This window comes from Comamonas trifloxystrobinivorans (assembly GCF_043359985.1).
GTDB classification, from domain to species: domain Bacteria; phylum Pseudomonadota; class Gammaproteobacteria; order Burkholderiales; family Burkholderiaceae_C; genus Comamonas; species Comamonas trifloxystrobinivorans.
This window is the reverse complement of the sequence record NZ_JBHZGV010000027.1, coordinates 15,256-37,889: the sequence shown is the minus strand read 5'-3', so window position 1 is coordinate 37,889 and position 22,634 is coordinate 15,256. Positions and strand designations below refer to the sequence as shown.

Below are 22,634 nucleotides of genomic sequence, written 5' to 3'. Positions count from 1 at the left end.
CATCTTGCGTTTGAACTACCCAGCAGCAAGAAGAATGGCGCGCACCTGTTCGTACTCGCGATGGCGAGCGAAGTCAATTTCGGTGGGGTTCGGAGTCCGCGACAAATCCATGTTCAGCCCGTTATCAACCAACTTGACGGTTCTGGCGATGAGATTAAGCGCCGCACGCTTGGCGGTCTCTATGCGCGTTTCACCGGGGCGCTTGGTCAGCGCGTCAACCGCGTCCACTACCTCCGGCGGAAAACCCTCTTCTCTTAAATCGTCAAGAGTGAACGCAGAGTCTTCCACCACGTCATGCAGTATCGCCACCATCTTCTCCAACTGGCCGCTGACATTAATCATGACTTTCGCAGGATGCACGATGTACGGGAGTCCCGCCTTGTCGTACTGCCCCTCGTGGGCGATCCTCGCAATCTGAATGGCTCGTTTCAGTGTTGGCATGATCATCCTTTAACGTAGTTTGATCAGTGCATCTTAACAAATAAGATCAAATTGATCTTATTTTTCGGATCAAATTGATCTTATTTTAATGGTGTTGCGCTGAATGCACGCGGGCGGTGTTATGTACAAGTGGTGCTGCATCGCGCCAATTCTGTAGTTCGGAAGCGTTGAATACGGTACAGCGTGGGCCGAGTTTTCGGGCCTTGGGAAAGTCACTTCGATCCTTTGACCAGCGCCACAGTGTGCTGACTCCGATTCCCAAGTATTCGGCGGCGGCTTTCGGGCGAAGGGACGAATTAAATTGAACCATTGATGAACTCCATATTGATGCCCGCTATCACTTGTGTTGGGCGGTATGGAGCAATTTCAGCATGCGAGTCTTCTGGCCGAAAGGGGTAGCATGCTGGCATAGTCATGACGATGCCGGTGAGGTCGTGACGGTGCAGGCAGACGCGGCATGCCATTCACGACACCAGCGTTTAATGACATCTGCACTGGTCAATTCCTCGTACTTGAACATCATGTCGCGTGCGAAGGCCGCAGCACTTTTGTAGTTCTGTGGGGCAAGCTGCCACATCTCCCAGCATTCTTTAACTTGTTGCTTCGCGATGGCTTTCGGATCATTCCCCCATCTGGCTTCGGCACCAGATTTCGCCATGGCGCGTCTGGAATTCTTCAGAACTTCAGTTTCAATCTTGCGTATCTGATCTGTTGTTACGTTCGGCAGTTGCGCCAACACCTGTTCTCGTTCGGCGGTGCAGACCATTTCCATGGCCTCGATGGCAAGCGTGGACGCTTGATACATGGATTGGTCTATGGATCGTCCAACCTTGCTTTGTTCAGAAAACAAGGCATCGACCATGAACACCTTTTCCAGCGCAATCAGGGCGTAGCACTGTGCGTCTGTCGGACAGCCTTCCTGTGGGTTCCGTCGCCGTTGATGAAGAATTTCCTCCAAGATTTCAATGTCTGAAAACTGCTGGTCAGGGTATCCATCGGGCAGCCGGGTCGGATCGGGCCAGTTGTTCAGTAGCGCGATTGCATCTTCGCCGATGAAATTCCATGCGCCGTCGTCATCACGCATATAGTCTGGAAAGAATTGAAGCTCCCAGCCTCCATCCTGAATCAGACGACGCGCGAATTCACCGCCGAACTCTTCCAATTCCTTGGTTTGCAAGCTGGCCTTCAGCGCGTCCATTTCTGTTCGGAGTGTGTTCATGTGGGCTTGCCATTGATTGCGATTGCAACCATTAAGAACATGGCTTGCGCGCTGATAGATTGCGCCAGTCAGCGGAAACTGCGTGTGCGGGTGTTGATTCATTGCACTACTGCCATCCAACTTCATCAACGCTGGCCGACTGACTTGAATGGAATCACGTCAGCGCCAGCCTTCAACTTGTCCAAGTAGTCCGCCCATGTCTGCATCATGGTTCGACGTTGATCCATAAACTCGGCCCGGTCATACGCGGCACCTAGCGGGCCAGACTTGCCGTGCGCAAGCTGGGCTTCGATAACGTCGGTATGAATTCCCGGCAACCGTTCTATGATCAATGTTCGCGCCATCGCCCGGAAACCATGGGCCGTCATTTCATCGCCGGAATAACCAAGACGGCGAAGCGCGGCGTTGATGGTCATGTCGGACATTGGGCGGCCCTCCCCCCGGGTGGAAGGAAAGACAAATGTTCGATACCCGGTCAGTGGTTGAATCTCGCGCAGTACCTCCACCGCCTGCGGGGCCAGCGGAACAAAGTGCGGTCTGCCATTCAATTTCTGAGCGACAGTGCGCTTCATGGACACTGAAGGAATGGTCAGCATTCCAGCGTCAAGGTCGATCCAAGACCATTCCATCTTACGAATGTTGGCTGGGCGCTGGAATAGAAGTGCCGACAGTTGCAACGCCGCCTTGGTGATGGGCTGACCACTGTAGGTGTCGAAGGCCCGCAGTAGCTCTCCAACCTTCAATGGTTCCAAAACGGCAGGCATGTGTTTCACGACTACTGGTTCCAAGGCTCCGCGCAAGTCTGGCATGGGGTTATGCGTACAGCGACCGGTCTGGATGCCATACCGAAACACTTGTCCTGAATTCTGGGTCAAGGTATGTGCGGCGTCGCGGTTGCCTCGCTTCTCGACCTTCCGCACCGCGTCCAGAATCATCGGCCCAGTGATGTCAGGCAATGGCAACCGCCCCACATACGGGAAGATGTCTTTTTCCAGTCCACGCAGCCACTTGGCGGCGTACTTTTCGCTCCAGCCAGACTTTTTGATGCCATGGTATTCACGGGCTACCGCTTCGAACGTACTTTCACCCGCCACCACGCGGGCAATCTTGGCAGCATGTTTGACAACCCCGGGGTCAAAGCCATCTGCCAATTGGGCCTTGGCCTCGTCCCTGCGCTTTCTGGCCTGCGCCAGAGTGACGACAGGGTAGACCCCAAGGGCCAGAGTCTTTTGCTTGCCTCCGAACCGGTAAGCCATCCGCCAATACTTGCCTGCGGCCTTAATGTGAAGGTACAGGCCACCACTATCACTGTGTTTGTCGCCAGCGGGCTTGCCCGAGTGTTTGGCCTGTTTGATGAAGGTATCGGTAAGTGGCATTGTTGGTATCTAGGGCTGTTGGTACGTCAGATACCAACAAAAATACCAAGAAAATGTTGGTATGTCCATAGACCAAATGAGACTACCCTAGACAACAAAAAACCCGCAATGCTAGAAAACATGCGGGTTTCAAGATGATTCGAGACAATCTGGGATGACTCGTTGGCGCGGCTGGCGGGGATCGAACCCACGACCCTTGGCTTCGGAGGCCAATACTCTATCCACTGAGCTACAGCCGCGCATACACATGCTGTCTTTCGACAACGGCGTGATTATGGCATGGGAAACCCGCTTGCCGCCGTGTGATCGCGACAGCGAAACCCCGCCACCCCGGCCTAGCGCTTGGCCGGGAAGCCCAGGCCCGACAAATAGGCTTCCACTGACACCGCGCCGATTTGCCTCAGGGGAAAATTTCCCCCAGTCAACACCCAGCCATGTATGAGACCGACAAACAACGAGTGCAAACCCAAGGCGGCATCTTCCGGTGACATGGGCATTTGCACACCCAGTTCTTGCGCGGCCCGTGCCAGGTCGCTGGCAAATTTGCGCTGCGAGAACTCGAAGCTCTCCACATGGCCTTCGCGCACGCTTTCCAGCTCGCCCACGTATTCGAGCTTGAAGAGCGCCGTGTCGAACACCTTGCGCCTGCGCTCATCGCCATCCATACTGTCAAACACTGCATATATGGATTTGCGTATGCGTTCGAGCGGCGCCAGCTCCTGGTACTTGTCGTCGCACAGCTCCTCGAAAGGCATGCAGATGCGCGAGAGCATGGAGGTGAAAACATCCACCTTGTCCTTGAAATGCCAATACACCGCCCCGCGCGTAGCACCGGCACGTTGCGCGATTTCATTGAGCGAGGCTCGCGCCACACCCTTTTCAAAGAACACCTGTTCTGCTGCATCCAACAGCTTGGTGCGGGTTTCATCCGCTTCTGCTTTTGTGCGCCGGGCCATAGCGAGTTCATCTACTCCTGTTAAAGCGTTGCCCACAAGCCTCGCTTGAGGCCAATGACCATTTTTTACGAAAACGATGCAATTATACATGTATGCATGTATGTATAATCACGAAGCAATTTTCTGGGGATTGGGGCCAGCCGCGTCCTGGCGAGCTCCTCCCGCACCGAACCCTCCGGGGTTCGCTTTGTTTTTCACTCACACCTTCCGAAGGGACTTTCATGCAGCCGATGTATGAAGCAAACCAAGCCGCAGAGCAACGACCGCACCATATCCGCCGCAGCCGTGCTGGCGTTTTCGCGTTGACTCTGGCGGCCGCGCTGGCCTTGACGGCCTGTGGCGATAAAAAGCAAGAACAAGCCCCGCAGGGCGCCCAGAAGCCGCCAGAAGTCAGCGTGCTGACGGTGCAACTGCAAAGCATTCCGCTGGTGTCCGATCTGCCAGGCCGTCTGGAGCCTTTCCGCGTAGCCCAAGTGGGCGCCCGTGTCGCCGGCATTTTGCAAAAGCGCCAGTTCACTGAAGGCTCGGACGTGAAGGCCGGCCAGACGCTGTTCCAAATTGACAATGCGCCCTACCGCGCCAGCCTGGAAAGCGCACAAGCCACGCTGGCCCAAGCACAGGCCAATCTGGCGCAAGCCGCATCGACCGCCAAGCGCTACAAGCCGCTGGTCGAAGCCAACGCCATCAGCAAGCAAGATTACGACGTTGCTGTGGCCAACGAAAAAGCCGCACAGGCCCAAGTGGCTGCTGGCAAGGCTGCGGTGACCAATGCTTCCATCAACCTCGGCTATGCCACCGTGACGGCTCCGATCTCCGGCCGCATTGGCCGCGCCCTGGTGACCGAAGGCGCTTTGGTCGGCCAAGGCCAGGTGACCGAGCTGGCAGTCATCCAACAAATCAATCCGCTGTACGTGAACGTCACGCAGTCTTCGTCTGAAGTGCTGCGCATGCGTGAAGCGCTGAACTCCGGCAAGCTGGCCAAGGCTGGCAACAACGCTGCCAAGGTCAAGGTCTACACCGATGACGGCAAAGAGTTTGGCCAGGAAGGCAAACTGCTCTTCACGGATTTGACGGTAGACCCGACGACCGGCCAGGTGAGCCTGCGCGCCGAGTTGCCCAACCCCGATGGCATGTTGCTGCCCGGCATGTACGTGCGCGTGCATATCGAAGAAGCCCAGGTGGACAACGCCGTGCTGATTCCGCAGCAGGCTGTGACCCGCAACGAAAAGGGCAATACCGTGATGATCGTCGCAGACGACGGCTCGGTGGCTCCTCGCGCTGTGCAGGTGAGCCAGTCCAAGGGATCAAACTGGGTGGTGACCGATGGTCTCAAGCCCGGTGACAAGGTCATGATCGACGGCTTCATCAAGCTGGGCATGGGCGCCAAGAAGGTCACGCCAGTGCCATGGAAGAGCGATGCCAAGGGCGCTGCACCAGCCGCTGCAGGCAACGGTGCCGCAGCTGCTGCACCTGCAGACAAGGCTCCCGCAGCGGGCGAGGCAGGCAATAACGCAGCCGCCAGCAAATAAACAGGACCCAGCGGAATGTCAAAGTTTTTTATTCACCGACCGATCTTTGCCTGGGTGATCGCGATATTCGTGATCCTCGCAGGTATCGTGTCCATTACCCGCCTGCCGGTGGCGCAGTTCCCATCGGTGGCGCCTCCAACCATCACGGTGCAGGCCACCTACCCCGGTGCCACCGCCCAGACGATGACGGACTCCGTGTTGCAGCTGATCGAGCGCGAGATGAACGGCGCCGATGGTCTGATGTACATGGAAGCTTCTGCCGCAGCTACCGGCACCGGTACGCTGACCATCACCTTCCAGCCGGGTACCAACCCCGAACTGGCCCAGGTGGACGTGCAAAACCGCTTGGCTCGCGCCACGCCGCGCCTGCCTTCCATCGTGCAATCGCTGGGTGTGCGCGTCGACAAGTCGATGAGCAACTTCCTGATGATTCTGGGCTTCCAGTCAGAGACGGGCGAGACCTCGCGTGACGATATCGCCGACTACGTCAACCGCAACGTGTTGCCGGAAATCCAGCGTGTCGAAGGCGTGGGCAAGGCCCAGCTGTTTGCCTCGGGCCGCGCCATGCGCGTGTGGGTTGACCCCACCAAACTGCAGGGTTACGGCATGTCGATCACGCAGATCAACGGTGCCATCGCTGCGCAAAACCAGCAGATTTCCGGTGGTGCCTTGGGTGATACGCCCAGCCTGCCCGGCACCAACATGAACGCCACCATCGTGGTGCCAGGCCAGCTCAAGACGCCAGAAGAATTTGGCGAAGTGGTGCTGCGCTCCAACTCGGACGGTTCCACCGTGCGCTTGAAGGATGTGGCCCGCGTTGAGCTGGGTACCGAGAACTACGGTTTCAACTCCCGCCTCGATGGCAAGCCTGCCGTGGCACTGGCCGTGCAGCTGACCTCAACCGCCAACGCCATGGCCACTGCCAAGGCCGTGTACGCCAAGATGGATGAGCTCGAAGCCTTCCTGCCCGCTGGCGTGAAGTGGTCAGCACCTTACGACACCTCGAAGTTCGTCAAGATCTCGATCGAAAAAGTGGTGCACACCCTGCTCGAAGCCATCGTGCTGGTGTTCATCGTGATGCTGATCTTCTTGCAAAACATCCGCTACACGCTGATCCCCACCGTGGTGGTACCTATTGCACTGCTCGGTACGTTCGCGGTGATGTTCAGCATCGGGCTGACCATCAATATTCTGTCGATGTTCGCCATGGTGCTGGTGATCGGTATTGTGGTGGACGACGCCATCGTGGTGGTGGAGAACGTCGAGCGCATCATGGCCGAAGAAGGCTTGCCGCCGCTGGAAGCCACGATCAAGGCCATGGGCCAGATCCAGGGCGCCGTGGTCGGTATTACCGTGATTCTGGTGACCGTGTTTGTTCCGCTGGCGCTGTTCACCGGCGCAACCGGCAACATCTACCGCCAGTTCTCACTGGTGATGGCGATCTCGATTTTCTTCTCGGGCTTCTTCGCGCTCACCTTGACGCCTGCTCTGTGCGCCACCTTGCTCAAGCCCATTCCCAAGGGCCATGCGCATGACAAGAAGACCGGCTTGCTCGGCCCCTTCTACAACTGGTTCAACCGCATGTTCGCCAAGGCTACCAAGGGCTACCAAAAAACCCTGGTGGGCGTGGTCAAGCGCACCTTCCTGTCTTTCCTGGTGTATGCCGCAGTGATCGTGGGGGTGGTGTTCGGCTTCCGTACGCTGCCCACCTCGTTCCTCCCCAACGAAGACCAGGGCTTTGTGATCTCGCTGGTGCAGCTGCCTCCGGGCGCTACGCAAGAGCGCACCAGCGCCACCATGAAAGAGCTCGAAGACTTTGTGCTGAGCCAACCCGAAACCGCGCACATCGTGAGTATTCTGGGCTTCAGCTTCGCCGGTCAGGCACAGAACATGGGCTTGGCCTTCACCACGCTCAAGGACTGGTCCGAGCGCACGAAGCCGGGCTCGGATGCCAAGTCGTTCGCCGGCAAGGCACTGGGCGCGATGATGAGCCTGAAAGACGGTTTCATCTACACGCTGACGCCGCCTTCCATCATGGAGCTGGGCAACAGCGACGGCTTTACCATGCGTCTGCAAGACCGTGCCAACCACGGCCACAACGCTTTGCTGCAAGCCCGCAATGAGCTGATTGGCAAGGCCTCGCAAAGCGCGCTGCTGACCAGCGTCCGTTTCGACGGCGTGGAAGACGCGCCGCAGTGGCAGGTCGACATCAACCGTGATGCGGTCTACGCGCAAAAGGTCAGCATGGGCGATATCGCCACCACCTTGTCGACCGCGCTGGGCTCGTCCAACACGACCGACTTCCCGAACAAAGGCTATATGCAGCGCGTCACCATCCAGGCCGACGCCGCCAACCGCATGCAGCCCGAAGACGTGTTGAAGCTGACCGTGCCCAATGCCAATGGCAAGCTGGTCGAGCTGTCCACCATGGCCACCGCCAAATGGGTGACCGGCCCCATGCAGATGACGCGCTACAACGGCTATCCGTCGATGAACATCACGGGTTCTGCCAAGCCCGGCTACACCAGCGGTCAGGCCATGGCCGAGATGGAAAAGCTCGCCGCCGAACTGCCACCCGGCTACTCGTTCGAATGGACGGGCCAGTCGCTGGACGAAAAGAAGGCTGGCTCCTCGGCCCTGATCCTGTACGCGTTCTCGATTCTGGCGGTGTTCCTGTGTCTGGCTGCGCTGTATGAAAGCTGGAGCATTCCGCTGGCTGTGATGCTGGTGGTGCCGCTGGGCGTGCTCGGTGCGGTGGCTGGCGTGCACATGCGCGGCTTCCCCAACGACATCTACTTCCAGGTGGCGCTGATTACCGTGATCGGCTTGTCGGCGAAGAACGCCATCTTGATTGTGGAGTTCGCCAAGGATTTGCACGACCAGGGCATGAGCGCGCTCGATGCGGCGCTGGAAGCCGGGCACCTGCGCTTCCGCCCGATCTTGATGACCTCGCTGGCCTTTATTCTGGGCGTGGTACCGCTGTACATTGCCTCGGGCGCCAGCGCGGTGAGCCAGCACGAAATCGGAACCGGCGTGTTCTGGGGCATGTTGATCGGCACTTTCTTTGCCGTCTTCCTGGTGCCCGTGTTCTTTGTGGAAGTGTTCCGCCTGTTCGGCGGCAAGGGTGAGAAAAACGGCCACGGCCCACGCGGCGGCGGCGCACCTGGCGCACCCTCGGCACCGGCCGCACACGCCCACGCACCCACTTCTGAAGGCCTGCCCACCGTCGTGACGGGGAAAGGAACCTCGCTTTGACCATGAAACTCATCCCCACCGTGCTGGCAGCGGCGCTGCTGGCCTCGGGCTGCTCGCTGATCCCGCAGCTCGACAAGACCGAGGCCCCGGTGGCCTCGCAGTACCCCGCAGCCTCGGCCGAAGGCCAACAGGCTGCGGCGGATATTCCGTGGCAGAACTTCTACACCGACCCGCGCCTGCAGCAGCTCATCCAGATCGCGCTGGACAACAACCGCGATCTGCGTGTGGCCGTGCTCAATATCGAGCAGGCGCGTGCGATGTACCAGATTCAGGGCTCGCAAGAGTTCCCTGAGGTGGGCGTCTCCGGCTCGGCCTCGCGCCAGCGCAGCCAGATCACAGGCCAATACGGCAACGCCTTCAGCGTGGGCGTAGGTATCCAAAGCTGGGAAATCGACTTCTTCGGGCGCGTCAAGAGCCTGAAGGAGCAAGCCCTGGCCCAGTACCTGGCCACCGAAGAAGGCCGCAAGTCGGCCCAGATCAGCCTGGTCGCCGCCGTGGCCAATACCTGGCTCACTTTGCAGGCCGACGAGGAGCTGCTCGACATCTCGCGCCGCACCTTGGAGACGCGGGAAGAATCGATCAAGCTGACCAAGCTGCGCCTGGACTCGGGCGTGGCCTCGGAGCTCGACTACCGCCAGGCCCAGTCGCTGACCGAAAGCGCCAAAGCCACGCTGGCCCAGCAAACCCGCCAACGCGCGCTCGATGTGAACGCGCTGACCTTGCTGCTGGGCCAAACGCCGCCCGCCGAGCTGCTCAACAGCCTGCAAGGCAAGCGCCTGGTCGATCTGCCGGTGATGGCCGATGTGCCCGCCGGCCTGCCCTCGGACCTGATGCTGCGCCGCCCGGACATCCGCCAGGCCGAGCAGTCGATGGTGGCCGCCAACGCCAACATCGGCGCCGCCCGCGCGCTGTTCTACCCCAGCATTTCGCTGACGGCCAGCGCCGGTTTTGCCAGCTCGCAGCTGTCGGATCTGTTCGACTCCAAGTCCAAGGGCTTCAGCATTGCGCCGTCGATTTACCTGCCGATCTTCAACGCCGGACGCAACCAGGCCAACCTGGAAGTGGCCGAGGCGCAAAAGAAGATCGCAGCCGCGCAGTACGAAAAGTCCATCCAGACCGCTTTCCGCGAAGTCTCCGATGCGCTGGTCAGCCGCCAGACCCTGGTCGACCAGCTGCGCTCGCAGCAAGCCCAGGTGGAGGCCGAATCGGCACGCCTGAAACTGTCTGATCTGCGCTACCGCAACGGCGTGGCCAGCTACATGGACCTGCTGGACGCTCAGCGCTCGCTCTTCGCGCTGCAGCAAGCTGTGGTGCAAGTGCGCCTGGCCCAGCTGCAAAACCAGGTCGGCCTGTACAAGGCGCTGGGCGGCGGCTGGAGCGAAGCGGCCCCGGCTGTCGCGCAGGCGGCCCCGACTGCTGGCAAACCATAGGTTTTTGCCCGCAGCAGCTGTCGCAAAATGGCTTGCCACACCCGGTGGCAAGCCATTTTTTTATGCCCGGCCAGACCCGGTGTGGCTGAAACGACGCAGGTATTAGCCCGAGGGCGACAAAAAAAGGCCCGTCGATATAATCGATCCGGCCTCTGCACGATGAACAACAAGCCCCCAAAAAGAATTTGAGGACGTAATGAGCGACATCCAGCACGACGAAGCACACACCGGCCCCATCAAGACCCCCAAGCAGCTGTTGTGGACGGTGATCTTTTCTTTTGTGGTGCCGGTGTTCGCCATCATTGGACTGGTGATGTACGTCACCGCCGCCAACAAGCCTGGCGCTGGCGCGGCCGATGAATCGGCCCAGATTGCATCGCGCCTGCAAAAAGTGGGCAGCGTGGAAATCCGCGATGCCAACCGCCCGCTCAAATCGGGCGAAGAAGTTTTCAAAGCCCAATGCGCTGCCTGCCACGCCACTGGCGCAGCAGGTGCACCCAAGTTTGAAGATGCGGCCGCCTGGGCCCCACGCATCAAAACCGGGCTGGAAGCCCTGGTCCACTCATCGCTCGCTGGCAAAGGCGCCATGGCAGCACAAGGTGGCGGTGATTTTGACGATGTGGAAATTGCCCGTGGCGTGGTCTATATGGCCAATGCGGCTGGCGCCAAGTTCCCGATTCCTGAGCGCGCAGCCGCCCCTGCAGCCAATGCCGAAGCAGCGCCTGCAGCTGCTGCGCCTGTAGCCGCGGCCACGCCAGCACCTGCGGCTGCCGCACCGGCGCCTGCAGCAGAAGCACCCGCCGCCGCCCCGACTTTGAGTGCCGCTGTCGAAGGCAAAGCGCTCTACGACAAAGCCTGTTTTGCTTGCCACGCCGCTGGCGTAGCCGGCGCACCCAAGTTTGGCGACAAAGCCGCCTGGGCGCCGTTCATTGCCCAAGGCATGGAAAGCATGGTGAAAATCGCCATCAGCGGCAAAGGCGCCATGCCGCCCAAAGGCGGCTCTGCCGCGAGCGACGCTGAAATCCACGCCGCCGTGCAATACATGGTGGACAACGCCAAGTAAGCAATCAACACGCGCAAAGCAAAACCGGCTGTTGAGCCGGTTTTTTCATGCGCCGCGTTCGTAGCTACGCCTTGGCAGCCGGTAGCGGATTGATTACATACCCATAGCGGCCGGGCAGCGCTTCACGCTCAACGCTTTGCGGCTCGGGCAGCCAGCCTGCCTCCAGCGCGGCGGCGGCGTCCAGCACATCCTGCGTATGTACCATGCCCAGGCCTTGCGGCGCCACCAGGTAGAGCGCGCCATGTTCATCGAGCAACACTTGCTGCACATCGGTCAAGGCCAGCGCAGCGCCCGTGTGGCTGTGAATTTGCACACTGCCACTTTGCTGTTGCACGCGCCAGATCCAGGGCGTAGCTTCCAGCTCCACAAACACCTGCTGCGGCCCATTTTGAAAATACCAGCAGCCGCGCTCATCGCTCAAATAATTGCGTCCCATGAACTCGGCCAGTTTGGCATGCTCCACGCGCGAACCCTTGGCACCCGCAGCGCCGCTGGCAAAGCTGCCGCAAGCCTGTGCGGCTGCGTCGCGCAGCCACCAGTTGCCACGCGCATCCAGGCCCAGCCAGCCATAACAGGCGGGGACATTCGGCCACTTGGCCATGGCTTGTTTGACGATCTCATCCATTGCTGCATTGCTCCATAGCCGCCATGGTACGGCCCCTGCAATAATCGCTGACAAATCTGCAGGCCATTGGCTGTCACAATGGGCGCCTGTCAAACAGCTCAAACTGCGGCGCACCTGGCCTGCGCCGCTGAGGAACGCACAATGAATGCAAGCAAGACGATCAAGCGATTGGTGATCACCGTGGCCGCAGCGGCCGCGCTGACGGGCTGCGGCTACAACGATTTCCAGCGCCTGGACGAAGAGTCCGGCGCCGCCTGGAGCGAAGTGCTCAACCAGTACCAGCGCCGTGCCGACCTGGTGCCCAACATCGTGGCTTCGGTCAAAGGCGAGGCCAATTTTGAGCAAGACACGCTGACCAAGGTGATCGAGGCCCGCGCCAAGGCTACCTCGATCCAGGCCACACCCGAGCTGGTGAACAACCCGGAGGCTTTCAACAAGTTCCAGCAAGCGCAGGGCGAGCTGTCGAGCGCGCTCTCGCGCCTGATGGTGGTGGCCGAGCGTTACCCGGATCTGAAGGCCAACCAGGCTTTCCGCGATCTGCGCGTCACGCTGGAAGGTACAGAAAACCGCATTGCCGTGGCCCGCGACCGCTATATCGGCACCGTCAAGGCCTACAACATCCTGGCGCGCCAGTTCCCCACCAACCTCACTGCCAAAATCTTCAGCTACGCGCCCAAGGCCAACTTCACGGTGCAGAACGAGGCGCAGATTTCGCAGCCGCCGAAGGTGGATTTTTCGTCTGACAAAAAGTAATCCGGTTTGAAACTGCTGTTCGAGCGCGTACTGCGCCATCTCCTGCTGGTTGTTCTGCTTGCGCTCAGCCCCTGGCTGGCGCAAGCGGCGGTACAAGCTGTGCCCCCCCTGACGGCCCATGTCATGGACCAGACCGGCACGCTCAATGCGCAAGAAGTGGCGAACCTCGAAACGCAGCTCAACCAGCTGGAGCGAGATACCGGCGCGCAGGTTGTGGCGCTGCTGGTGGCCACCACCGCGCCCGAAGAGATTGCAGCCTACGCCAACCGGGTAGCCAATACCTGGAAGATCGGCCGCAAAGACATTGGCGACGGTCTGCTGATCATCGTCGCCAAGAACGACCGGCGCATGCGCATTGAAGTGGCCAAAACGCTGGAAGGCGCCGTGCCTGATTTGCGGGCAGCGCGCATCATCGACGAAGCCATGAAGCCCGCCTTTGCTGCAGGCAACTACGGCGCCGGCCTGACTGCGGCGGTCAACCAGATCAGCGCCCTGGTCAAAGGCGAGGCGCTGCCCGCGCCCAGCCGCCAGCCCTCTCGCCAAGGCGGGCCATCTGCTACCCAGTCCATGGATTTTGGTGAGCTGCTGATTTTCTTTTTTGCCTTCGTCATGATTGGCGGCGGCTTTTTGCGTGCCCTGCTCGGTCGCGGCTTTGGCTCGCTCGTCACCGGTGGCGCAGCCGGTGTAATAGCCAGCATCCTCACCTCCAGCGTGTTGATTGGCGTGGGCGCTGGCGTGGTGGCCTTGTTCATGGTGCTGCTGACAGGCGGCCTGCGACCGGGTAGCGTGATCACCGGCGGTGGTGGTGGCGGAGGCTTTGGCGGCGGCGGGTTCGGTGGTGGTGGCGGCTTTGGTGGCGGCGGCGGAGGCGGTGGCTTCAGCTCGGGCGGTGGCGGCAATTTTGGTGGCGGCGGCGCCTCGGGGAGCTGGTAATGGGCAACTGGATACAACGCCTGGGCCGCCAGTTGCAACACCGCATTCTGGACCGCGATGCCTCGCATGCCTTGCCAACAGCCGCGCGCGAGCGTATTGCGCAAAGCATTGCGGCGTCAGAAGCCAAGCATACCGGCCAGATCCGCGTCTACGTGGAAACCGCCCTGCCCTGGAGCTATATCCGCCGCGATGCACCCGCCCGCGAGCGTGCGGTGATGGAGTTTGCCAAGCAACGTGTCTGGGACACCGAGCACAACAACGGCGTGCTTATCTACTTGCTGCTGACCGAGCACGCCATCGAGATCGTGGCTGACCGCGCAGTGGCACGCCGCGTAGATGCCGCGCAATGGCGAAGCATCATCAACACCTTGTCGAGCGATTTGCGCAGCAGCCAATACGAAAAGGCACTGAGCAAAGCCATTGCACAAGTCTCGCTGCTGTTAGAGAAAGATTTCCCGCGCGGCAGCAGCCCTGCCGACAATGAGTTGGCGGACGCGCCGATTGTGCGCTGAGTGAGGTGCTTTGTGCTTCTTGGTGCCGATAGAACTTGCGCCCGTGCTGGACGCCCAAAAACAAAAGCCACCGCAAGCGGTGGCTTTTTGCTGGGCTGACAGCCAGAAGGCTGATCAACGCTTTTTGCGGTACTTTTGCAGTGCTGCGATCTGGGCGGCCATGACGGCCAGCTCGGAAGTGGCACGGGCCAGGTCGAGTTCGCCCTTGGCGTTCTTGACGGCTTCTTCAGCCTTTTGCTTGGCTTCAACCGCCTTTTGCTCGTCCAGATCCTTGCCGCGCACAGCGGTGTCGGACAGCACGGTCACGCGATCGGGTTGCACTTCCAGAATGCCACCGGCCACGAAGATGAACTCTTCGCCGCCGTCGGTCTTCTCAATGCGCACCGAACCCGGCTTGATGCGGGTGATCAGCGGTGTGTGGCGGGGATAGATGCCGAGCTCGCCCATTTCACCGGGCAGAGCCACAAAACGGGCTTCGCCGGAGAAGATGGATTCTTCAGCACTGACCACATCAACGTGGAAGGTGTTCATCGTTGCTCCTTAAAGGGTGAAAGATCGGGGTACTCCAACAGGCGGCGGCGCGGGCGCTGCCGCCTAGTGCAGACTTAGATCTTCTTCGCCTTTTCGATGGCTTCGTCGATGGTACCCACCATGTAGAACGCTTGTTCTGGCAGGTGATCGCATTCGCCGTTCACGATCATCTTGAAACCACGGATGGTTTCCGACAGAGGAACGTACTTGCCGGGAGCGCCCGTGAACACTTCGGCCACGTGGAAAGGCTGCGACAGGAAACGCTGGATCTTACGAGCGCGGGCCACGACGAGCTTGTCTTCGGGGGCCAGTTCGTCCATACCCAGAATCGCGATAATGTCGCGCAGTTCCTTGTAGCGCTGCAGCGTGCCCTGCACTTGGCGGGCCACGGAGTAGTGCTCTTCGCCCACCACTTGGGGGTCCAGCTGGCGGCTGGTCGAATCCAGAGGGTCCACAGCGGGGTAGATACCCAGCGAAGCGATGTCACGCGACAGCACAACGGTGGAGTCCAAGTGAGCGAAGGTGGTGGCTGGCGAAGGGTCGGTCAAGTCGTCAGCTGGCACGTACACGGCCTGGATCGAGGTGATCGAGCCAACCTTGGTCGAGGTAATACGCTCTTGCAGACGGCCCATTTCTTCGGCCAGGGTAGGCTGGTAGCCCACAGCCGAAGGCATACGGCCCAGCAGAGCGGACACTTCGGTACCGGCCAGGGTGTAACGGTAGATGTTGTCCACGAAGAACAGCACGTCCTTGCCTTCGTCACGGAAAGCTTCAGCCATGGTCAGGCCGGTCAGCGCCACGCGCAGACGGTTTCCTGGTGGCTCGTTCATCTGGCCGTAAACCATGGCCACCTTCGAGTCGTTCAGCGACTCTTGGTTCACCACACCGGCGTCCGACATTTCGTGGTAAAAGTCGTTACCTTCACGGGTACGCTCGCCGACACCAGCGAACACCGACAGACCGCTGTGGGCCTTGGCGATGTTGTTGATCAGCTCCATCATGTTCACGGTCTTGCCCACACCGGCACCACCGAACAGACCGACCTTACCGCCCTTGGCGAACGGGCACACCAGGTCAATCACCTTGATGCCGGTTTCCAGCAGTTCTTGCGAAGGCGACAGTTCGTCGTACGCAGGAGCCTTGCGGTGGATCGACGCAGTCAGCGTCTGGTCCACAGGACCGCGTTCGTCGATGGGGTTGCCCAGCACGTCCATGATGCGGCCCAGCGTTGCCTTGCCCACGGGCACGGTGATCGCCTTGCCGGTGTTGGTGACCATCAGACCGCGCTTGATACCGTCGGACGAGCCCAGCGCAATGGTACGCACCACGCCGTCGCCCAGCTGTTGCTGCACTTCCAGCGTCAGGGCCGTGCCTTCGAGCTTGAGTGCGTCAAACACGTTAGGTACCTGGCCGTGTGGGAACTCTACGTCCACCACAGCGCCGATACATTGAACAATCTTGCCTTGTACTTGAGCCATTTTGTTGCTCCAATATTGATTTCAGTCGAGCTGCTTACACAGCCGCGGCGCCTGCGACGATTTCCGACAACTCGGTCGTAATCGCAGCCTGACGCGTCTTGTTGTAGACCAGCTTCAACTCGTTGATGACGTTGCCGGCGTTATCGGTAGCGGCCTTCATGGCCACCATGCGGGCAGACTGCTCGGAAGCCATATTGTCTGCAACGGCTGAATAGATCAGCGATTCCACATAACGCACGAGCAGCTCGTCGATCACACTTTGCGCATCGGGCTCGTAGATATAGTCCCAGCCGTGGGATGCCGGCGCTTCACCCTGGATCGCTTCTTGCGACAGGGGCAGCAACTGCTCCACCACCGAGTCTTGCTTCATCGTATTGATGAACTTGGTGTAGCACAGATAGACCGCGCTCAGCTTGCCCTCAGCGTACTGGTCGAGCAAAACCTTGACGGGGCCGATCAGCGTGTCCAGATGCGGCGTGTCGCCCAGAGCGGTGGCATTGGCCACCACCTTGGCGCCCACGCGCGTCAGGAAGCCCAGGCCCTTGCCGCCAATGGCGACGGCCTCTGCACTGACACCAGCGGATTGCAGATCCTTGAGCTTGTTCGTCACGGCACGCAGCACGTTGGTGTTCATGCCGCCGCACAGGCCCTTGTCAGTCGTCACCACGATCATGCCCACCTTCTTGGCGTCATGCGCCACCATGAAGGGGTGAACATATTCGGGGTTTGCCTGGCTCAGGTGAGCTGCAATTGCGCGAATCTTATCGCTGTATGGACGGGCAGCCTGCATCCGCTCTTGCGCCTTGCGCATTTTGGATGCAGCCACCATTTCCATGGCCTTGGTGATCTTCTTGGTGTTTTCCACCGATTTGATCTTGCCGCGTATTTCCTTGCCTGCTGCCATGATGACTCCTCGCCCGGCTTAAGCGAAGGACTTCTTGAATGCAGTGATGGCTGCAGTCAGTTCAGCTTCGTCCTTGCCTTCCTTGTCGAATGCCTTCTTCTCGTTCAGGCGATCCACCAAGGCTGCGTGGCTGGTCTTCAGGAACTGGTGCAGACCAGCTTCGAAAGGCAGCACCTTCTTGACGTCGATGTCGTCCATGAAACCCTTGTTCACGGCGAACAGAGAAGCGCCCATCAGAGCCACGGGCAGCGGGCTGTACTGAGCTTGCTTGAGCAGTTCGGTCACGCGGGCACCGCGGTCCAGTTGCTTGCGGGTAGCGTCGTCCAGGTCCGAAGCGAACTGCGCGAAAGCAGCCAGTTCACGGTACTGTGCCAGGTCGGTACGGATACCGCCGGACAGGCCCTTGATCAGCTTGGTCTGTGCGGAACCACCGACGCGGGACACCGAGATACCTGCGTTGATAGCAGGACGGATGCCGGCGTTGAACAGGCTGGTTTCCAGGAAGATCTGGCCGTCGGTAATCGAAATCACGTTGGTAGGCACGAAGGCCGACACGTCACCCGCTTGGGTTTCGATGATTGGCAGGGCGGTCAGCGAACCGGTCTTGCCCTTGACTTCACCCTTGGTGAAGGCTTCGACGTAGTCAGCGTTCACGCGAGCGGCACGCTCGAGCAGACGGCTGTGGAGATAGAACACGTCGCCAGGGAAAGCTTCACGTCCTGGTGGGCGACGCAGCAGCAGCGACACTTGGCGGTAAGCCACAGCTTGCTTGGACAGGTCGTCATACACGATCAGAGCGTCTTGGCCGCGGTCGCGGAAGTATTCGCCCATCGTGCAGCCCGAGTAGGCCGACACGTACTGCATGGCAGCCGATTCAGAAGCGGTAGCAGCCACAACGATGGTGTATTCCATGGCACCGGATTGCTCCAGAGCGCGCACCACGTTCTTGACCGACGAAGCCTTCTGACCGATAGCCACATAGATACAGGTAACGCCTTGACCCTTTTGGTTGATGATGGCGTCGATAGCGACAGCCGTCTTACCGGTCTGGCGGTCACCAATGATCAGCTCGCGCTGGCCACGGCCCACAGGCACCATCGCGTCGATCGACTTGATACCCGATTGCAGAGGCTGGTCCACCGATTGACGTGCGATAACGCCGGGAGCGACCTTTTCGATCACGTCCGTCATCTTGGCGTTGATCGGACCCTTGCCGTCGATAGGCTGACCCAGGGCGTTGACCACGCGGCCCACCAGCTCGGGGCCCACGGGCACTTCCAGAATACGGCCGGTGCACTTGACGATGTTGCCTTCCGAGATGTGGGTGTATTCACCCAAAATCACGGCGCCCACCGAGTCGCGCTCCAGGTTCAGAGCCAGACCGTAGGTAGGCTGGCCATCGGCGCCAGCTGGGAATTCCAGCATTTCGCCTGCCATCACATCGGACAGACCATGCACGCGCACGATACCGTCGGTCACCGACACCACCGTACCTTGGTTACGGATGTCGGTATTGCCTGACAGACCCTCAATGCGGCTCTTGATCAGTTCAGAAATTTCTGCGGGATTGAGTTGCATCACTCTTTCCTTTTCATTGTTTAGCCGAATCCTCGAACTGCTTACGCAGTGAGGGTTGCTTTCATTTGTTCCAGACGGGCCTTGACCGAGGTGTCGAGCACCTCGTCGCCCACCACAACGCGAACGCCGCCAATCAGCGACTCGTCCACGGTGGTGCTCAGATTCAGTTTGCGGCCAAAGCGTTTTTCCAGCACGGCGCCCAACGCATTCAATGCGGAGTCATCCATGGGGAAGGCGCTGTACACCAACGCATCGGAAGAACCGTTTCCACGGTTCACCAAGGCGCGAAATTGCTTGGCCACTTCTGGCAGGGCTTCGAGGCGGCGGTTTTCCACCAACGTGCGCAGGAAGTTGCGAGCCAGGTCTGACAAGGCCCAACCGCGTGCCAGCGTCACACCGGCCATCACATCCACCACCTGGTCATTGCTGACGTTGGGGTTGTCGGCCAGTTGGCGCATTTCCGGATCGGCGGCAATCGCCGCCAGTTCGTCCGTCCAAGACAGGGCTTCGGTCAGACTTGCACCTTTGTCGGCGCAAGCCTTGAACAAGGCTTCAGCGTAAGGACGGGCAATGGTGGCGAGTTCTGCCATTTGTTGCTTCCTTACAGCTCAGTCTTCAGGCGATTGAGCAAATCACTGTGAACCGCAGGATTGACTTCCTTGCGGAGAATTTGCTCAGCACCCTTGACTGCCAAAGCTGCAACTTGCTCGCGCAGCGATTCGCGCGCTTGGATCACTTGCTGCTCGGCTTCTGCACGAGCGGCGGCAATGATCTTGTTGCCTTCTTCGGTAGCACGGGCCTTGGCCTCTTCTACGATTGCTTGGGCACGACGGTCTGCGTCCGCGATACGCGACGCTGTTTCATTGCGGGTTGCGGAAAGTTCTTCCTCAACGCGCTTGTTCACAGCTGTCAACTCGGACTTTGCCTTATCGGCAGCGGCAAGACCATCGGCGATTTTCTTTGCTCGCTCATCCAACGCCTTGGCAATAGGTGGCCACACGAATTTCATCGTGAAGAGCACCAGAATCAAGAAGACAATGGCCTGAACGAACAGGGTCGCGTTAATACTCACGGCAACACCTTTCTATCTACGGCGTTGATCGGAGCTTAGGCCAGTTGGAACGGATTGGCGAAAGCGAACAGCAGGGCGATAGCAACGCCGATCAGGAATGCAGCGTCGATCAGACCAGCCAAGATGAACATCTTGGTTTGCAGTTCGTTGATCAGCTCAGGCTGACGTGCCGACGATTCCAGGAACTTGCCGCCCATCAGAGCGATACCGATCGAAGCGCCGATAGCGCCCAGACCAACAATCAGACCACAAGCCAGAGCGACGAGACCGAGAACGTTTTCCATGATGACTCCTGAGATAAAAAAGAAAGGTTAAGAGAAAAGGAAAGGGGAAAGTTTAGTGAGCTTCATGCGCCTGGCCGAGGTAAATCAGCGTCAGCATCATGAAAATGAAGGCCTGCAGGGTGATGATCAGAATGTGGAAGATCGCCCAGATAGAACCCGCAATGATGTGCCCCACGGGGAGCAACACACCAGAGAGCGACATAGCGGCTGCACCACCCATCAGAGCAATCAGCATGAACACCAACTCACCAGCGTACATGTTGCCGAACAGTCGCATACCGTGCGAAACCGTCTTGGCAACGTATTCAATGATCTGCATTGCCAGGTTCACAACACCCAGAACGACAGCAAAAATAGGGTTCTTCGAGGTGCCGAAAGGTGCGGTCACCAGCTCGTGCGCCCAGCCGCCCATGCCCTTGATCTTGACCGAGTAGATCAAGCACAGGATCAGCACGGCGCTAGACAGGCCCAGCGTGGTCGACAGGTCAGCCGTAGGCACAACACGCAGGTAAGCGTGGTGGTCGCCAGTAGCGCCTTGCCACAGCACGGGCAGCAGATCGACAGGCAGCAAGTCCATGGCGTTCATCATGAAGATCCAGACGAACACGGTCAGCGCCAGAGGAGCGATGAACTTGCGCGATTCAGCGTTGTGGATATTGGCCTTGGCCTGGTTGTCCACCATCTCAACCAGCATTTCGACAGCCGCCTGGAAGCGACCTGGAACGCCGGCCGTAGCCTTGCGCGCCGCCAGCCACAGCACGAACAGGCTCAATGCGCCCAAGATCACGCTGACAGCGATCGAATCGAGGTTGATCACCGAAAAGTCGATGATCGACTTTTGCTTGATATTTTGAAGATGCTGCAAGTGGTGAACGATGTATTCACTTGCAGTGGGTGCATTCGCTTCTGCTGCCATCGGACAACTCTTCTTTAAATTACAAAATTTTTGCAGATCTGGTCAGCAGCCAAAGCGCCAACCAGTACGTCTTCATCACCACAACCAGGCCCAACACCAGCGCCAACCAGTTAAGCCCTGGTACCACCCACGGCGCCAGCACAAGCAGCACCACAGTCAGCACCAATTTTGCGATCTCCAGACCAAAAAACCGAACCATGGCAAGATTTTCCTGCCCGGCGCCCAGATGCAGCCGCAAGCCACGTGCAAAAAAAGCAGCAGGTATCACCACTGCCGCTGCACCGTACGCTACCGACCACGCCCAGCCAGCACGTTGCGTGATCAGACCCACTGCAACAGCGAGCACCACCCCGACCAGCAACTGCCACTTCACAACGCGCACCACCGAAACCGGGGGATTGCGCCGGCGCCACTCCGCTGCTTCTTCAGCAGTCAGGGGCTTGAAGTCCGGCTCTTCGGCCACATGTTCATCTTCTGGAGCACTTGTAGTCATTTTGCGGGCCCCTTGGGTAGATCAACTAGCCAAAGCCTGCGATTATAAGGATAAACCCGTTGAATTCGGAAGGCGTCCGCTGTTGCGGCAGGTTTTTTGCTGCACGTAAGTGTTTACTCGTAACGCATATGGGTAACATTTGCTTAACAAATCCGCATCAACGAAAATGGCTCGACTGCTGACGAAACATCATCACTAAGCTTCTGTTTTCATAGCAAAATGACCACTTCCAACACCCCTGCCACCCCCACCGAAACCGGTGCCGATCCGCGCAAAGATTCACTCATTGAATACCCCTCCGACTTTCCGATTAAAGTCATGGGCCTCAACCAGGACGGCTTTGTGAACGCGGTCACCGAGATCGCCAAACAGCACGATCCGTTCTTCGATGCCAGCAAGATCGAGCTGCGCCCCAGCAGTGGAGACAAGTACCTGGGCGTGACCATCACCGTCACCGCCACCAGCCGCGAACAGCTCGACAACCTGTACCGCGCGCTCACTTCCAGCCCGATGGTCAAGGTCGTGCTCTGAGCACGACCGCCTCTGTCACCTGCGCGAACCCCACCGGCCCTGACCAGGCCGGTTTTTTGCCCATGCACACCCGATTTCTTGGCCCGGCCGACTACCTTGGCACGCTGGAAGCCATGCAGCAATTCACCAGCCAACGCACGCCCGACACGGCAGACGAGCTATGGATTTGCGAGCACCCTGCCACCTTCACCCAAGGCATAGCCGGCTTGCCCAGCCACCTGTTGCATACGGGCGACATCCCGGTCGTACAAACCAACCGCGGAGGTCAAGTAACCTACCACGGCCCCGGCCAGGTGGTGGCCTACCCGCTGGTCGATCTGCAACGCGCCGGCTACTTCGTCAAAGAATACGTATTCCGCCTGGAAGAAGCGGTCATTCGCACACTGGCGCAGCTCGGCGTCACCGGCCATCGCGTGGCAGGCGCGCCTGGCATCTATGTACGGCTGAACGATCCGTTCTCGCACGCCATGCTTGAGCAGCGCCCACAATTGCGCGAGGCTGGCGCCCCGGCACCCGAGCCCGTGTTCGACGGGCTAGGAAAAATTGCCGCACTGGGCATCAAGGTCAGCCGCCATTGCACCTACCATGGCGTGGCGCTGAATGTAAAAATGGACCTGGAACCCTACCACCGCATCAACCCTTGCGGCTATGCAGGGCTGCAAACAGTCGACCTTTCTACAATAGGCGTCGATACCACCTGGGAAGCAGTGGCGCCCATACTGGCCGCCGAACTGTCTGCCCGACTCTCACCCTGA

24 protein-coding genes and 1 tRNA gene are annotated in these 22,634 nt (G+C 59.3%); 9 read left to right on the top strand and 16 right to left on the bottom strand.

Going from position 1 to position 22,634, the window contains the following annotated elements; all coding sequences use genetic code 11:
- Positions 1-15 precede the first annotated feature (15 nt).
- The 6 genes from ACFIQF_RS23250 to ACFIQF_RS23225 form a co-directional block, all read right to left on the bottom strand.
- Positions 16-441 (bottom strand): guanosine-3',5'-bis(diphosphate) 3'-pyrophosphohydrolase, encoded by a 426-nt coding sequence (locus tag ACFIQF_RS23250; protein ID WP_393946044.1) that lies wholly within the window; start codon positions 439-441, stop codon positions 16-18.
- Positions 442-526: 85 nt separating this feature from the next.
- The gene (locus ACFIQF_RS23245) at positions 527-751 is read right to left on the bottom strand and encodes a helix-turn-helix transcriptional regulator (RefSeq protein WP_393946043.1); all 225 of its coding nucleotides are present in this window, start codon (positions 749-751) and stop codon (positions 527-529) included.
- Positions 752-853: 102 nt separating this feature from the next.
- Positions 854-1,660, bottom strand: a complete 807-nt coding sequence (locus ACFIQF_RS23240) for a hypothetical protein (protein ID WP_393946042.1) — start codon at positions 1,658-1,660, stop codon at positions 854-856.
- 125 nt (positions 1,661-1,785) lie between these two features.
- Complete coding sequence (locus ACFIQF_RS23235) at positions 1,786-3,036, bottom strand: tyrosine-type recombinase/integrase (protein ID WP_393946041.1); 1,251 nt, start codon at positions 3,034-3,036, stop codon at positions 1,786-1,788.
- 163 nt (positions 3,037-3,199) lie between these two features.
- Positions 3,200-3,275, bottom strand: a tRNA-Arg gene (locus ACFIQF_RS23230).
- A 96-nt stretch (positions 3,276-3,371) separates the two neighbouring features.
- Positions 3,372-4,082 carry a TetR family transcriptional regulator gene (locus ACFIQF_RS23225; protein ID WP_393946040.1) on the bottom strand — a complete coding sequence of 237 codons (711 nt, stop codon included), beginning with the start codon at positions 4,080-4,082 and terminating at the stop codon, positions 3,372-3,374.
- Positions 4,083-4,222: 140 nt separating this feature from the next.
- Between ACFIQF_RS23225 and ACFIQF_RS23220 the strand changes: the two genes are divergently transcribed.
- The 4 genes from ACFIQF_RS23220 (at position 4,223) to ACFIQF_RS23205 (ending at position 11,269) form a co-directional block, all read left to right on the top strand.
- On the top strand, positions 4,223-5,521 hold the full coding sequence (locus tag ACFIQF_RS23220) for an efflux RND transporter periplasmic adaptor subunit (protein WP_393946039.1): 1,299 nt from the start codon (positions 4,223-4,225) through the stop codon (positions 5,519-5,521).
- A 15-nt stretch (positions 5,522-5,536) separates the two neighbouring features.
- Positions 5,537-8,776, top strand: coding sequence for an efflux RND transporter permease subunit (locus ACFIQF_RS23215; RefSeq protein WP_393946038.1), 3,240 nt, complete (start codon positions 5,537-5,539; stop codon positions 8,774-8,776).
- A 2-nt stretch (positions 8,777-8,778) separates the two neighbouring features.
- Positions 8,779-10,206, top strand: coding sequence for an efflux transporter outer membrane subunit (locus ACFIQF_RS23210; protein WP_393946056.1), 1,428 nt, complete (start codon positions 8,779-8,781; stop codon positions 10,204-10,206).
- Positions 10,207-10,402: 196 nt separating this feature from the next.
- Positions 10,403-11,269, top strand: a complete 867-nt coding sequence (locus ACFIQF_RS23205; protein WP_393946037.1) for a c-type cytochrome — start codon at positions 10,403-10,405, stop codon at positions 11,267-11,269.
- Between the two features lie 64 nt (positions 11,270-11,333).
- On the opposite strand, the gene ACFIQF_RS23200 is transcribed toward ACFIQF_RS23205, so the two are convergent.
- On the bottom strand, positions 11,334-11,894 hold the full coding sequence (locus ACFIQF_RS23200) for a DUF2946 family protein (RefSeq protein ID WP_393946036.1): 561 nt from the start codon (positions 11,892-11,894) through the stop codon (positions 11,334-11,336).
- Between the two features lie 159 nt (positions 11,895-12,053).
- Between ACFIQF_RS23200 and ACFIQF_RS23195 the strand changes: the two genes are divergently transcribed.
- The 3 genes from ACFIQF_RS23195 to ACFIQF_RS23185 are packed head-to-tail and all read left to right on the top strand — an operon-like array spanning position 12,054 to position 14,092.
- Positions 12,054-12,647 (top strand): LemA family protein, encoded by a 594-nt coding sequence (locus ACFIQF_RS23195; RefSeq protein ID WP_393946055.1) that lies wholly within the window; start codon positions 12,054-12,056, stop codon positions 12,645-12,647.
- A 6-nt stretch (positions 12,648-12,653) separates the two neighbouring features.
- Positions 12,654-13,580, top strand: coding sequence for a TPM domain-containing protein (locus tag ACFIQF_RS23190; protein ID WP_393946035.1), 927 nt, complete (start codon positions 12,654-12,656; stop codon positions 13,578-13,580).
- Positions 13,580-14,092 carry a TPM domain-containing protein gene (locus ACFIQF_RS23185; RefSeq protein ID WP_393946034.1) on the top strand — a complete coding sequence of 171 codons (513 nt, stop codon included), beginning with the start codon at positions 13,580-13,582 and terminating at the stop codon, positions 14,090-14,092. Before ACFIQF_RS23190 ends, ACFIQF_RS23185 begins: the two co-directional genes overlap by 1 nt.
- Before the next feature lie 114 nt (positions 14,093-14,206).
- Here the strand turns inward: ACFIQF_RS23185 and ACFIQF_RS23180 are convergent, their stop codons facing one another.
- From ACFIQF_RS23180 to ACFIQF_RS23140, 9 genes are all read right to left on the bottom strand, one after another.
- On the bottom strand, positions 14,207-14,623 hold the full coding sequence (locus tag ACFIQF_RS23180; RefSeq protein ID WP_393946033.1) for a F0F1 ATP synthase subunit epsilon: 417 nt from the start codon (positions 14,621-14,623) through the stop codon (positions 14,207-14,209).
- A 74-nt stretch (positions 14,624-14,697) separates the two neighbouring features.
- Positions 14,698-16,101: a F0F1 ATP synthase subunit beta gene (gene atpD, locus ACFIQF_RS23175; protein WP_393946032.1), complete on the bottom strand. Its 1,404-nt coding sequence runs from the start codon at positions 16,099-16,101 to the stop codon at positions 14,698-14,700.
- A 34-nt stretch (positions 16,102-16,135) separates the two neighbouring features.
- Entirely contained in the window at positions 16,136-17,005 is an 870-nt protein-coding gene (gene atpG, locus ACFIQF_RS23170) for a F0F1 ATP synthase subunit gamma (protein ID WP_393946031.1), read from the bottom strand.
- A gap of 18 nt (positions 17,006-17,023) precedes the next feature.
- Positions 17,024-18,583, bottom strand: a complete 1,560-nt coding sequence (atpA, locus tag ACFIQF_RS23165; protein ID WP_393946030.1) for a F0F1 ATP synthase subunit alpha — start codon at positions 18,581-18,583, stop codon at positions 17,024-17,026.
- A gap of 41 nt (positions 18,584-18,624) precedes the next feature.
- The gene (locus ACFIQF_RS23160) at positions 18,625-19,173 is read right to left on the bottom strand and encodes a F0F1 ATP synthase subunit delta (RefSeq protein ID WP_393946029.1); all 549 of its coding nucleotides are present in this window, start codon (positions 19,171-19,173) and stop codon (positions 18,625-18,627) included.
- 11 nt (positions 19,174-19,184) lie between these two features.
- Positions 19,185-19,655: a F0F1 ATP synthase subunit B gene (locus ACFIQF_RS23155; RefSeq protein ID WP_393946028.1), complete on the bottom strand. Its 471-nt coding sequence runs from the start codon at positions 19,653-19,655 to the stop codon at positions 19,185-19,187.
- A 35-nt stretch (positions 19,656-19,690) separates the two neighbouring features.
- Positions 19,691-19,939, bottom strand: a complete 249-nt coding sequence (gene atpE / locus ACFIQF_RS23150; protein ID WP_021025615.1) for a F0F1 ATP synthase subunit C — start codon at positions 19,937-19,939, stop codon at positions 19,691-19,693.
- A gap of 52 nt (positions 19,940-19,991) precedes the next feature.
- Positions 19,992-20,855: a F0F1 ATP synthase subunit A gene (gene atpB / locus ACFIQF_RS23145; protein WP_393946027.1), complete on the bottom strand. Its 864-nt coding sequence runs from the start codon at positions 20,853-20,855 to the stop codon at positions 19,992-19,994.
- Positions 20,856-20,874: 19 nt separating this feature from the next.
- Positions 20,875-21,348 (bottom strand): ATP synthase subunit I, encoded by a 474-nt coding sequence (locus ACFIQF_RS23140; RefSeq protein ID WP_393946025.1) that lies wholly within the window; start codon positions 21,346-21,348, stop codon positions 20,875-20,877.
- 219 nt (positions 21,349-21,567) lie between these two features.
- On the opposite strand from ACFIQF_RS23140, the gene ACFIQF_RS23135 reads away from it, so the two are divergent.
- Complete coding sequence (locus ACFIQF_RS23135; protein ID WP_393946023.1) at positions 21,568-21,879, top strand: YbeD family protein; 312 nt, start codon at positions 21,568-21,570, stop codon at positions 21,877-21,879.
- A gap of 62 nt (positions 21,880-21,941) precedes the next feature.
- The gene (lipB, locus tag ACFIQF_RS23130; protein ID WP_393946022.1) at positions 21,942-22,634 is read left to right on the top strand and encodes a lipoyl(octanoyl) transferase LipB; all 693 of its coding nucleotides are present in this window, start codon (positions 21,942-21,944) and stop codon (positions 22,632-22,634) included.